The organism is Okeania sp., assembly GCF_983059655.1.
On record NZ_CEZPJD010000176.1, the window covers coordinates 1 to 11,819 of the forward strand.

Here is an 11,819-nt window from a genome sequence, read left to right on the forward strand (position 1 = left end):
AGTAGTAATAATTGGTTAATTAATGCAGACTGTAACGGGGCTGCAAATATAATCAAAAAAGTAAGCAGAAAGCTAAGTTTAGACTTAAGCCGACTGTGTAGGGGCACTTTGACTTGTCCCCAGAGAGTGTATCTTTGGTCAGCTAAGAAGAAACGGAGCAACAGGATAAATCTCTGTTGCGTAGTATCTGCTTAGAATCCCCTCGGCTTTAGCCAGGGTAGTAGTCAATCAAAACTCTCACCTTAGATAAGCGGGGAACACGAGTCGAACGTGTGACCTCAACCTTAGTAAGTTGCACTCTACCACTGAGCTATGCCCGCAGTCTTTAACTATAACTTTATCATTTCACAAATAATTATAGCGGGATTCCTCTTTCAATATTTATGATAGAAGAAGAAATAAGGAAGAATTTTTATCATTAATATTATATTGTTTGAGATAGTTAATAGATAAATTTAACTTTTATTGGTCAAAAGTCTCACCCTTATTTAAGCGGGTAACGCGATTCGAACGCGCGACATCAACCTTGGCAAGGTTGCGCTCTACCACTGAGCTATACCCGCAATTTGTAGCTATATATTTATAATTTCACAAATAATTTTATTTGTCAACCCTCCAGCAGATTTTTTCCGATCAAAAATTGTCGATCGCTTGGTTTATCAAAATAATTGGGTTGTGCCACCCCGCCTTTTAAGGCGAAATATTTTTGGAGCCTTGCTTAAATCCCTCTTACAAAAATAACTTCTGTACGGCTCCCCCTCCTATCTAACTTCTAACTTCTGACTTCTGACTTCGTTAAGCTTCTGGAGAAACATCAGACTCTACTAAATTGTTTGAAGTTATGGGTAACGCTTGTGTTGTACCAGTAATACTACGATTAGATGAAGAATTTATACCACCTCTCATTTGACGCATTAAGCTAGCCATTTCCAGAGCATTCATGGCATATTCCCAACCTTTATTGCTCTTAATGCCAGCTCTCTCTAGAGCTTGTTGCATAGTATCTGTAGTGACAATGCCAAAAATTACTGGTACTCCAGTTTGAAATGCTGCCGCAGCAATTCCTTTAGATACTTCAGCAGCTACATAATCAAAATGAGGAGTTTGGCCTTTAATGACAGCTCCTAAACAAATTACTGCATCGTAGCCACCATTCATGGCCAATTGACGGGCGACTAAAGGAATCTCAAAACTACCAGGGACCCAAACATAATCTACTTGAGTACCTTCTGGGTTTGGATCTACACCGTGGCGTTTCAAACAATCTTGACAACCCTCAATTAATTTGCCAGTAATTAAGTCATTGAAGCGGCCAATCACAATAGCAAAGCGTAAGGATTCAGTTTGAGTAAATGTTCCCTCGAAAACAGTCATATTAGAATTCTTTTTTTAGTTAAATTTTTTAGCTAGAGCGTCGAGAAGCCTCACACCATAATTGAAAATTTGGTGGATGAATCGACGGTAAATTAATGGGACTCGATGTCCCATTAATTTACAAATTTTATGTTATAATAGATCCAAGCTGGTTTGAGTTAACAACCGCCAGTGATGAACCATGAAAATTTAATAGGATATGGGGTTGTTGGCCCTATTTCCTAGTCAACTGTGGGAAAACGTAAAATCTTATTGCGGAACTAGGTGAGCAGTTTTTTACGTGCAAAAAGAGCGGTGGGGCATCTCGTTCTTAGAGCACGCGCTTGTCCGACGGGATACCGGGACTGTGAAACGAGAAGCCTACACTATACCGTCAGGTTAGTGTGGGAGTATGTCACATAAAAGCTAATAACTTTCAGTATAAAGGTTAGTAAGAGTCAAGCAGCAACAAGGACTAACTTGCTATCCCTTGGCTCTTACACTATATTTTTTCTAGGTATTGCCCAATAGAATTTTCTGATTCTATCAATCTCAAATCAAAATTGTTGGCCTAAACCACCAAAAAGTTCAAAACACCCACTGCAATTACCAGTGCTACCCACAAACCAGAACCAATAAATATCAAAGGTTTGCCTTGCTCCCAGATTTGAGGAGAAGCATAAGCAACAGGTACACCAACTACTAAAACAAAAGACAATACTACTAATAGAAGTAGTACAAATTGAAACAAGAATGTTAACATCTTTTCTCCCGGTATAACAACAAACTCATCCTATAAAAAATTAGAATATCATATAGCAGGGAACAGAGAACAGGGAACGGTTGGAAAAATATTTTTGCTGTCTAAGATTCATCATCAGTTTATATCCTAACCAATTTTTTCTTAGCCACATACTGTGCAACGATAATCTTAATTTGAGTGGTTAATTTTTGATGTAGGTAGGTCATTTCAGAGATATAATATAAACTTTTCCCTTTTTCATTACTTTGATGAAGCAGTCAAAAGTGTCGTTAAAGTCAACAGACCTTATTATCCTAGAAGCGACTAAAGACAAATTAGTAAATCTTTCCTCAGAATAATTACAAATAGCTTTAGATTTCTTAACTTACTTCATTACCTTTCAACTTTCAAAACTAATTATTCCCTGAGATTCGAGAAAACAGATTTTAAATTTGTCAAAAATTCCTTGCTTTCCTAAAACGTTAAAGGATACGCCCAATCTATCAGAAAAGCCTATAGGACAAGTAAATCTTTCCCTACCTAATTGTATTTCTAAGTCGTGCAAATAAACTGGAATAAGAACGCCATTTCCTACCTGCAAACTTATCCGCTTACCAGCACGATAGTCTAGTTCAGCGTCTATAGAAATTTGTGGTTGGAAGACACTATAATCTGCGCCCGAATTTACATAAGCTTTAACAAGATACCAGGAATTTTTCATTAATACCCCAACAGGAATAATTGGTTGTAAAATCCCCTTTTTTCCTGGTTGGTACAAAAATCTGTTGATGCTCATAATTTTAGTCTATTTATACCAGGTAGCCATCAAGTTTGTCATCGAATTTAGGCACTTCAAAAACTAAAGGCATTACCTTATGTTCTTCTTTTTTTAAAGAACTATAAACCTCGCTATAGCTATTGCCAACAGCGACAATCTTTTTCTCTTTAATTGCAACAACTTTGCCCGGGTATTTTTCTATTGTTTCCAGATAATGTTCGGCCAACCATTGGTTATTTTGTTCCAAAATTACTGCTAATTCTTGTACGCTAATATCGCTCATAATTTCTCCTTAAAATATGTTTTTAATCAACAATTACTTGATTGCTAATTTTGTACTAAATTGAAGTTTTTTTGAATTCAAAAAGTTTGTTTTTTACTCAAACTTTTAAATTTTCATCATTATCCATTATCAATTATCCATTATCCATTAATTAACGACCTTTAGCTAGATCGGCATAAATGATAATTTCTATTAAGGTTTATGGTTATGAGTCGGGAAAGGTGGTTGAGACCTTTAGACCAAGGCCGGATGTTGGCCTTTCAAATTATAATATGATTCAACGGGCAAGAGCTGAGGCTAGAAAAACAGATTGGTTAGCTAGACTTTCTGATTCAGCTAAACCTAATGTACTTGTTGCTCCTATTGCTGCAGGAGAAAAGGTAGTTGCTAATACAGAGTCAGATTTATTTCAGTTTCTTCAGCAAAATTATGGCGATGCTTTAGCAGTGGAAATGGAAGGTCGTGGTATTTTAGAAGCTGCTCATGCTAATCAAGAAGTTTCGGCGTTAATTATTCGGGGTATTTCTGATTTAATTGATGGGAAAAGTAAGGCAGATGAAGGGGGTTCTCAACAAGTAGCAGCTCGTCATGCAAGTGCTTTTGCATTTGAAATTTTAGGGAAGTTGTGGTTAAGTAGGAATCAAGAATCTCCTGAAACAAGAAAAAGTAATAGTCCAAAATTAGATGATTACTTAAACAAAATTGAGAAAAATCTCAAAAATCAAGGCGCTTTAGATATACAAAATAACGTTCAAAGTAAAAATGGAATGTTTAAGTTTGAGCGTGTAGCTAAAATCAGTGATTTTGAACTTTCTTTTGGTCCATTGAATATGAGAGGAGATGCTTTTTTTATTATTCATTATTTCCCCTCTATAAACACAAAAGCTTTAAGACAGTATTCTACTCAATGCCAAGAATATGGAAGAGATAAAGCTACTTCATCTGTTGGTAGACAATTTTGGAATTTCAAAGCACCTTGTAATATTTGTTTTTCTATCGCTGTAGTTAAAAACTTAGACCAGGAAGTTAAAACTAAGATACGTCAAGAGAATCCTTTCGATCATAATATAGATTTATTATGGTATGAAATTCCTATTATTTACTGCTTAGATGAAGCCATACTTTATTTTTACGACCAACCTTCGTCATTCGGGGAGCAATTAAAGGGAGAAATAGTATGGAAAAGATTGAGAAAAGTTATTGAAACAACTTTAAATCCCTAATATATGGTGAATTTTATCTCACTCAGATAACTGTTAGCTAAAACGCATTTAAAATGTGTTTAGCAAGTCAGAAGTCAGTAGGGGTAATTATAGATAATCAACAAATTTGCACTGAAGAAATATTACATGATATTCGTAACTTTATATATCTGCATGAATTGAGCAATCATAGAATTGTACCTGTTGGGTTGCCCTGTCGCTTTACCCTACCTACGATATCATAAATAATTATTCAAACACGATCTAATTTTTATTTCTTTTCTATTACTTTTATGGAGCAGTCAAAAATGTCATTAAAGTCAACAGACCCTACTATTTTAGAAGCAGCTAAAGAAAAATTAGTAAATCTTTCCCCAGGAAAACTACAAATAGCCCTAGATTTATTAACTTACCTCCAAGAAATAGATGAAAAAGATACCCGTTATTTAATGAAATTACCATTAGAATCAAGACGAAAAATTTTGGCAAAGCAAGCCGAAAAAATGTGGGAATATTATCAGCAAGATAAAGAATGGCAAGATTTACAAACTTGGGATGAATTATATGAAGAATGATAATTTACCTAAACGGGGAGATATTTGGCTAACAAATTTCGACCCAACTATCGGAGCAGAAATTAGAAAGATTCGTCCGGCAATTATCATTAGTTCTGATGGTATTGGCAGATTACCAATTAAGTTAATTGCACCTATTACTGATTGGAAAGATTATTTTAATAATGATAGTTGGCACATTAAAATTGAACCTAATTTAGAAAATAATTTAAGCAAAGTTTCTACTGTTGATTTATTGCAAATAAGAGGAATGGATTTGCAAAGGTTAGTTAAGAAAATAGGTGTTTGTTCTAGTGAAGTTATGGATAAAATATCAGCTGGTATTGCTTTACTTGTAGAGTACGAGGGTTAAATTATTCTATATCTAAAAATTCAATCCCATCGACTACCTCAGTGTTAGCGGAGCTTATCCGTTAGGATAAACCCAACACGCGCTTTATTTTGGTAAAGTTGGGTTTTTCCGTTGGAAATGCTCCGCAAACGTTCCTTAACCCAACCTACACTTGCTCCCTCTTTTCTGGAACTTCAAAATTAACTCCTTCGTATAAAACTTCAATAGCAGAAGTAAATTCAATACTCTCTAACGTAATAGACTCACCTTCTGTATACCCACAATAATTCCAAATTTTTCCCTCCCCACGTTGATAAATTTCTACAAATATTGATTCTGAATCTACTAAAACATATTCTTGCAAACTAGGAAATTGACGATAATATTTCAACTTATCGCCGCGATCGTATTTTCCTGTACTAGGGGAAAGCACCTAAACAATGACTGTAGGATTTTTAATAAAGTCACGAGATTTTAAATCCTCAGCATTACAAGTAACCACTAGATCGGGATAAAAATAACGATTATTTTTACTATCCTGAACTTTCACATCGGAAACATAAGCTTCACAACCTCTTTTACTCAAATGAGGATACAAAGCTCTGTAGAAATTGAGGTAAATTTTACCATGAGGAATAGTTCCCCCAGTCATAGCCAAAATCTCACCATCAATATATTCATAACGAACTCCAGTCTTAGTTAAAATTTCACCGTCTACATACTCATAACGAAATTCCTGTTTGGCTTCCCATTCGAGGTATTCTTCAGGGGTCATTTTTTGGTAATCTTGGGGTTGAGCAATCATAAATTTTTTTCTCCTCCAACGTTTTGTTATATCTGGTTTTCGAGATAGATCCACAACTTTCATGCCACTTTCCGCTTGCTTCTTTTGTAAATCAGCAAATATGGCTTCCAAATCGTGGTTGAATGAACGAGAATATTCTTGACGAATTTTGTGAATTTCTTCGACAATCTCATCCTGATACATAATTAATCTCCAAGCAGTTCCTATAGAAATAATATCAATATATGACTTGTCAAGATCCGCCAAGGATTTCAATTCTTGGCTAATAGCTTAAATCATCTAAAAATGACTTATTATTTATGTTACCCTAAAATATCTAAGACTATAAAATCTTACTTTTGACTTTTGTACGGGCGAATGCCATTCGCCCCTACGACTTTTGATTTTTGACTTTCCCAAAAATGAACATAATCTTATGCCACACAACCGCAGACTTCGACGCCCTCGGCGCCGCCGTCGGACTAACACACCTCCACCCAGGTAGTCGCCTCGTAATAACTGGCGGTTGTCACCCCACTGTCAAACAATTCCTCGCTCTCCATCGAGACGAATTTGCCATCATCGAACGTCGCTCTGTCAACCCAGAACAAATTCGCTCCATATTTATCGTAGATGTTCAAACACGCTCCCGACTCGGAAAAACTGCCCAATGGTTAGACTTACCCCACCTATCAGAAATTATCATCTACGACCATCACTGTGAAACTCAAACCGATATTCCAGCTACCCAAACTTATATAGAAGCAGTGGGAGCAACCACAACCCTCATCGCAGAAAAACTTCAGACTCTCCAAAATACACCTACCCCTATCTTAACTCCGGCAGAAGCAACAATTATGGCCCTGGGTATCCACGCCGATACTGGTTCCCTGACTTTTGCTCATACAACACCACGAGATGCAGCAGCTTTAGCATGGTTAATGCAGCAAGGGGCAAGTTTACCTGCGATCGCCGAATATATTCAACCTGGTTTGTCACCACAACTGCAAGATTTATTGAAAATAGCTCTGGAAAATATCCAACGCTCCACTGTGAGAAATTATCAAATAGGGTGGATACTATTACACACAGATGAATATGTTCCCGGTTTATCCAGTTTAGCTTCCAGTTTAATAGACCTCACAGAAATAGACGCTCTCCTCCTAGCTCATACCCATTCCCTCAAAGATACAACAGAAAAAAGCTTAAGTATTATCGGGCGATCGCGCATTTCAGATACTAACCTCAACGAACTATTACAACCCCTCGGTGGTGGAGGTCATCTCCGAGCAGCAGCAGTTAGTCTCCGAGACAGTAACCCTGAAGCAACCTTAGACAAACTGGTAGAGCAACTCAAAAATCAAATTCCTCAACCTCCCACCGCCAGAGATTTGATGTCATCTCCAGTTCGCACCATTCCTCCTGAGACATCTATAGAAGAAGCTCACCGCATACTATTACGTTACGGTCATTCAGGTTTATCAGTAGTAGACTCATCTAGGAAATTAGTAGGAATTATTTCTCGGCGAGATATTGATATTGCTTTACATCATTGTTTTCCTCATGCTCCGGTGAAAGGTTACATGACACCACAACTCAAAACCATTTATCCAGAAACCACTCTCCCAGAAATAGAAGAGTTGATGGTTACTTATGATATTGGGCGGTTGCCAGTATTGGAAAATAACCGTTTAGTCGGAATTGTCACCCGCACCGACGTTTTACGAGAATTGCATCAACAACAACGTCCTCAAAATGAACAACTTGGTTGTATTCCTGGTGAAACTTGTAAATCAGTTGCCGAACTTTTACAAGAGCGTCTTGCACCTCAACTTTGGCAACTACTCACCTGTGTTGCTGAGTTGGCAGAAAAACGAGGTTGGCAACTATATCTAATTGGTGGAGGGGTGCGAGATTTATTATTATCAAAATTTGATGAGACTCTACTATTAACAGATATAGATTTAGTTGTAGATGGTTGTCACTCTGAGTCAGCAGAAAAAGCTCCTGCGGTGGAGTTGGCAAAAGCACTGCAAAAAATTTACCCGACAGCACGTTTGGAAGTTCACGGTCAATTTCAAACTGCTGCCCTACTTTGGCATAACGACCTCGTGTTAGACTCTCTGTGGATAGATATTGCTACTGCTCGTACAGAATTTTATCCCTATCCAGCAGCTAACCCAGAAGTTGAAGCAAGTTCAATTCGTCAAGATTTGTATCGCCGAGATTTTACTATTAATGCTTTGGCAGCACGACTGACTCAACCTCGTGCTGGAGAATTGCTTGATTTTTTTGGTGGGTTGTCAGATTTGCAGGGGAAACAGATACGGGTGTTACACGCCAACAGTTTTATTGAGGACCCTACTCGTATCTATCGTGCGGTAAGGTTTGCGGTGAGATTGGGGTTTGAAATTGAAGGGAAAACAGAAGAGTATATTCGTTACGCTATTAATAGTGGGGTTTATGACCGCGAAAATTTTGGGAAGGCGGAAAAAAATAGAAGGGTGCCTGCTTTGGAAACTCGACTCAAAAGTGAGTTGAAATATATTTTGCAAGCTCTCTATTGGAAACCTGCTTTAAAGTTATTGGGAAATCTGGGGGCGTTACGTTGTCTGCATCCAACTATGGAGTTAGACCGGAAATTGTGGCAGCAGGTATGTTTGATGGATAGATGTTTGCAACGTTTTGATGCTCAGAAAAGTTTATCTCACTGGCAAATGCGGTTGGAGGTTTTGATTGCTTATTTGGAGTCTGACTATCGTGGTTTGGTGGGGAAAAATTTGCAGTTACCTGTGGATAGTGTGAAACGACTGGAGCAATTGGAGTTGGCAAAGGGTAAAGTTATGGAGAGTTTGCCAGAATGTAATACTCCGAGTCAGGTGGTGTGGTTGTTGCGGGAGTACGACTTGCCGATGTTGATTTTAATTGCGGTACAATGCGAGCGTTGGGTGCGACGTAAGGTTTGGCAATATTTGACTCAGTGGGCGAATATTAAACCTGTTTTGAATGGAAATGATTTGAAGGAAATGGGATATAAACCAGGGCGTGAGTTTAAGTTGATGTTGGACGATCTTTTGACTGCTACTTTGGATGGTGTGGTGAGCGATCGCTCTGATGCTGAGAAATTTTTAGCTAGGTATTATCCTGTTCGTTAGCATCGGTGTCATTTCAGCTATCAGTTATCAGTTATCAGTTATCATTACCTCTGCAATAAGGAGGCAAGAAAATACGGAATTATCTTTTCTCTTGGTCGATTAGATATGGCACAGGATTCCTCGCCATTATCTACCGCTTGTTTCTTCTTTAAAGGAGAGGATTTCTACCTTAATTATTCGGTAAAAGGGTTTTAACATTGAAAATGTCTTAACCAATTTTTGTAGTACTATATTAGTTAGATTGATAGGGTGGGGAGATAGAACATTTTTTTATGCCGAATTAAGCGGATTTGATATAAGTAATATAAAACATAAATTATAGCACTTTTGAGGATAGTCAGGTACACTTGTAGGACTATTGTTATATTTCCTGTTCCCTGTTCCCTGTTCCCTGTTCCCTGTTCCCTGTTCCCTGTTCCCTGTTCCCTTTTAGGATATTTATCAGGAAAAAAACTATGGCAATTGATGATAATTTTTTGTATCCTCGCAGTCGATATCAAGGTGATTTTACCCCAGAAAATTTAGTATTTAATTCAAATTTACAAGAATTTGCTCAACGAGTAAGTATAATTTGTGGTTTAGAAACTGGTGGAAAAATTTCTCCTGAAGAAGCTTACGAGCAAATAAAACAACTTTGGAAACAGTTGAAAATTTCTAAGGAAAATTTAGGAATAGGTACAGACCCTGAAAATAATTCAGACCAGAAAAATATTTAATAGGGTAATCATATCAAATTTACTTGAATACTGATAATTTATAGAGGAGTTGTATAAAATATTGCTAAAATTATGATTTGGTACGGCTTTTCTTTTTCATTATTAAAAACAATATGTTTTCTTAAATTTAAAATTATTGAAAACTCAAACATACTAATTTTCAATGATTTGTCAAAAATACAAAAACAGATAAAAAGTTTATATTTTTTATCTCTATTGTAGTATTCAAAAAAAAGAATTTAAAGAAAACTTGAGGCATAAATCTCAAAAATTAACTGGAAAAAAGCAGATTCTGTTACTGGGGCAAATCAAAGTTATTTACTTGTAAATTCAACTCTTGAAACTTTCACACTTAATACCTACTAAATCTAAGAGTAAAAGTACTCAAAGAAGTATATGTAATTTGACAAAAAGTGAATACTTATTAACTAAAGTTAAACGGTTAAAACATTGGCAAATAAAAATTGATATAATATTTTCTATATCAGAGAAAAAATCCACTTAAAATTTTTGAAATAAACTAAGGAAAAACTGAAATGAAAAAGGGTGAATTTCTATATACACAAAGTCGCTATTACGGGCAAGCAACTCCAGCAAATATCAATTTCAATAGGAAATTACAAGAATTTTCTCATAAAATAAATTATATCAGTGCTTTACAAACATCAGGAAAAATTTCACCAACATCTGCTTATCTGCAAATTCAGGAACTATGGGAACAGCTTGAAAAAATCAAGAAAGAGTCTGGTTTTTCTCAAAAATAGAGCAGAGTGGCAACTTTTCAGTATCATCATCCACTTTTTCAGTCATTATATTACTACCAATAGACATCTCCATTAATTGAATTCAGAAGTTGTTTTTGTAATGGGGATTTGAGCAAGCCTCCAAAAACATTTCGCCAATCAAGGCGGGGTCTTAGACTCAGTTGTTTTGATAAATCAAATAATAATAATAAAGAATAAAATTAACAATCATATTCTTGATTTATTAATTCTTTATCCCTACTCCCTACTCCCTACTCCCTACTCCCTTTTTTCTAATAAAATCATTCATTTTCAAAGACCAACTCCATCCGATCGCCTCTAAATCTAGTTACCCCATATTCAATAATATTGCCATCCTGATTGACATTAATTGACTCTGCTAACAAAATAGGGTGATTCAGAGGAACTTCCAACACAGAAGCATCTTGATGCCTGACTATACGAGCATAAACATTAGTTGTACGACGAATATGATCGCTATTGTATTTTTCTCTTAACAACTTAGAAATTGAACCCTTATGTCGCAAAAATTCAATGGCTTCTTCGTCTACAATTCCTGGAAAACGATCTAAAGGAAAATGACTACTAGAAATATTAATAGGTTGATCGTCTGCAAATGCTAAACGTTCAATTAAAGCTACAGGAGTACCTATTTCTATTTCTAATCCTTGAGCAATAGAAGCATCAGCAGGTATTTCCACCACTTGCAGTAATTTAAAACTAGGCTTTTGGCCTTGGGCAATGAGAGTCTGATTATAGCGTACCCTTTTACCAATAAAATACTTAATGGGTCTACCAACAACAAAAGTCCCACGACCTCGATCGACTCTCACCAACCCTTCAGTTTTGAGAATAGCGATCGCCCTACGCAATGTATGACGGTTAACAGAAAAATATTCGCTCAGTTGAGCTTCAGTGGGTAACTTATCTCCTACTTTATAAATTCCTTGATGAATATTTTGGCGTAATTCTTCAGCAATTCGAGTATAAACTGGCAATACTTCACGGCTCATGGCATCCTGAATATATTTAGATATATTTAATATTTTTCTAGTTTAGATAGTTTAGATAAAATTGTGGAGCAGGCAACAATTATCAAGAGCAATAGGCATAGGAATATGAGTCAAAAGTCAAAA

The 11,819-nt window shown here is 36.4% G+C and carries 12 protein-coding genes, 2 tRNA genes and 1 pseudogene; 7 read left to right on the plus strand and 8 right to left on the minus strand.

All coding sequences use genetic code 11. The features are described from left to right. Positions 1-249 precede the first annotated feature (249 nt). From AC3DU7_RS12175 to AC3DU7_RS12200, 6 genes are all read right to left on the minus strand, one after another. Positions 250-320, minus strand: a tRNA-Ser gene (locus AC3DU7_RS12175). Between the two features lie 171 nt (positions 321-491). Beyond that, positions 492-563, minus strand: a tRNA-Gly gene (locus tag AC3DU7_RS12180). A 232-nt stretch (positions 564-795) separates the two neighbouring features. Next, positions 796-1,374, minus strand: a complete 579-nt coding sequence (gene ribH / locus AC3DU7_RS12185; RefSeq protein ID WP_488039610.1) for a 6,7-dimethyl-8-ribityllumazine synthase — start codon at positions 1,372-1,374, stop codon at positions 796-798. 550 nt (positions 1,375-1,924) lie between these two features. Further along, positions 1,925-2,116 carry a photosystem II reaction center protein PsbZ gene (gene psbZ, locus AC3DU7_RS12190; protein WP_488039611.1) on the minus strand — a complete coding sequence of 64 codons (192 nt, stop codon included), beginning with the start codon at positions 2,114-2,116 and terminating at the stop codon, positions 1,925-1,927. A gap of 379 nt (positions 2,117-2,495) precedes the next feature. Beyond that, entirely contained in the window at positions 2,496-2,891 is a 396-nt protein-coding gene (locus AC3DU7_RS12195; RefSeq protein ID WP_488039612.1) for a hypothetical protein, read from the minus strand. A gap of 13 nt (positions 2,892-2,904) precedes the next feature. Beyond that, positions 2,905-3,156, minus strand: a complete 252-nt coding sequence (locus tag AC3DU7_RS12200) for a DUF5678 domain-containing protein (RefSeq protein ID WP_488039613.1) — start codon at positions 3,154-3,156, stop codon at positions 2,905-2,907. 179 nt (positions 3,157-3,335) lie between these two features. Between AC3DU7_RS12200 and AC3DU7_RS12205 the strand changes: the two genes are divergently transcribed. The 4 genes from AC3DU7_RS12205 to AC3DU7_RS12220 all read left to right on the plus strand — a co-directional run bounded on the left by AC3DU7_RS12205 (position 3,336) and on the right by AC3DU7_RS12220 (position 5,285). Next, on the plus strand, positions 3,336-4,379 hold the full coding sequence (locus AC3DU7_RS12205) for a 5'-methylthioadenosine/S-adenosylhomocysteine nucleosidase family protein (RefSeq protein ID WP_488039614.1): 1,044 nt from the start codon (positions 3,336-3,338) through the stop codon (positions 4,377-4,379). Between the two features lie 53 nt (positions 4,380-4,432). Next, a complete protein-coding gene (locus AC3DU7_RS12210) occupies positions 4,433-4,603 on the plus strand; it encodes a hypothetical protein (protein WP_488039615.1) in 171 nt (56 codons plus the stop codon). Between the two features lie 63 nt (positions 4,604-4,666). Beyond that, a complete protein-coding gene (locus AC3DU7_RS12215; RefSeq protein ID WP_488039616.1) occupies positions 4,667-4,933 on the plus strand; it encodes a hypothetical protein in 267 nt (88 codons plus the stop codon). Continuing rightward, positions 4,923-5,285 carry a type II toxin-antitoxin system PemK/MazF family toxin gene (locus AC3DU7_RS12220; RefSeq protein WP_488039617.1) on the plus strand — a complete coding sequence of 121 codons (363 nt, stop codon included), beginning with the start codon at positions 4,923-4,925 and terminating at the stop codon, positions 5,283-5,285. The genes AC3DU7_RS12215 and AC3DU7_RS12220 overlap by 11 nt, the downstream gene beginning before the upstream one ends. Before the next feature lie 145 nt (positions 5,286-5,430). On the opposite strand, the pseudogene AC3DU7_RS12225 reads toward AC3DU7_RS12220, so the two are convergent. Next, positions 5,431-6,252: pseudogene (locus tag AC3DU7_RS12225) on the minus strand (Uma2 family endonuclease). Positions 6,253-6,470: 218 nt separating this feature from the next. Between AC3DU7_RS12225 and AC3DU7_RS12230 the strand changes: the two are divergent. From AC3DU7_RS12230 to AC3DU7_RS12240, 3 genes are all read left to right on the plus strand, one after another. Further along, positions 6,471-9,203, plus strand: coding sequence for a CBS domain-containing protein (locus tag AC3DU7_RS12230; RefSeq protein WP_488039618.1), 2,733 nt, complete (start codon positions 6,471-6,473; stop codon positions 9,201-9,203). Between the two features lie 455 nt (positions 9,204-9,658). Further along, a complete protein-coding gene (locus AC3DU7_RS12235; RefSeq protein WP_488039619.1) occupies positions 9,659-9,919 on the plus strand; it encodes a DUF7219 family protein in 261 nt (86 codons plus the stop codon). A gap of 536 nt (positions 9,920-10,455) precedes the next feature. After that, on the plus strand, positions 10,456-10,683 hold the full coding sequence (locus AC3DU7_RS12240; protein WP_488039620.1) for a DUF7219 family protein: 228 nt from the start codon (positions 10,456-10,458) through the stop codon (positions 10,681-10,683). Positions 10,684-10,964: 281 nt separating this feature from the next. Here the strand turns inward: AC3DU7_RS12240 and phnF are convergent, their stop codons facing one another. Further along, positions 10,965-11,696, minus strand: coding sequence for a phosphonate metabolism transcriptional regulator PhnF (phnF, locus tag AC3DU7_RS12245; protein WP_488039621.1), 732 nt, complete (start codon positions 11,694-11,696; stop codon positions 10,965-10,967). Positions 11,697-11,819 lie beyond the last annotated feature (123 nt).

Excerpts from the sequence above, each read along its gene's own strand:
- ribH (WP_488039610.1), bottom strand. The coding sequence starts at position 1,374 with ATGACTGTTTTCGAGGGAACATTTACTCAAACTGAATCCTTACGCTTT.
- psbZ (WP_488039611.1), bottom strand. The coding sequence starts at position 2,116 with ATGTTAACATTCTTGTTTCAATTTGTACTACTTCTATTAGTAGTATTG.
- AC3DU7_RS12195 (WP_488039612.1), bottom strand. The coding sequence starts at position 2,891 with ATGAGCATCAACAGATTTTTGTACCAACCAGGAAAAAAGGGGATTTTA.
- AC3DU7_RS12200 (WP_488039613.1), bottom strand. The coding sequence starts at position 3,156 with ATGAGCGATATTAGCGTACAAGAATTAGCAGTAATTTTGGAACAAAAT.
- AC3DU7_RS12205 (WP_488039614.1), top strand. The coding sequence starts at position 3,336 with ATGATAATTTCTATTAAGGTTTATGGTTATGAGTCGGGAAAGGTGGTT.
- AC3DU7_RS12210 (WP_488039615.1), top strand. The coding sequence starts at position 4,433 with ATGTGTTTAGCAAGTCAGAAGTCAGTAGGGGTAATTATAGATAATCAA.
- AC3DU7_RS12215 (WP_488039616.1), top strand. The coding sequence starts at position 4,667 with ATGTCATTAAAGTCAACAGACCCTACTATTTTAGAAGCAGCTAAAGAA.
- AC3DU7_RS12220 (WP_488039617.1), top strand. The coding sequence starts at position 4,923 with ATGAAGAATGATAATTTACCTAAACGGGGAGATATTTGGCTAACAAAT.
- AC3DU7_RS12230 (WP_488039618.1), top strand. The coding sequence starts at position 6,471 with ATGAACATAATCTTATGCCACACAACCGCAGACTTCGACGCCCTCGGC.
- AC3DU7_RS12235 (WP_488039619.1), top strand. The coding sequence starts at position 9,659 with ATGGCAATTGATGATAATTTTTTGTATCCTCGCAGTCGATATCAAGGT.
- AC3DU7_RS12240 (WP_488039620.1), top strand. The coding sequence starts at position 10,456 with ATGAAAAAGGGTGAATTTCTATATACACAAAGTCGCTATTACGGGCAA.
- phnF (WP_488039621.1), bottom strand. The coding sequence starts at position 11,696 with ATGAGCCGTGAAGTATTGCCAGTTTATACTCGAATTGCTGAAGAATTA.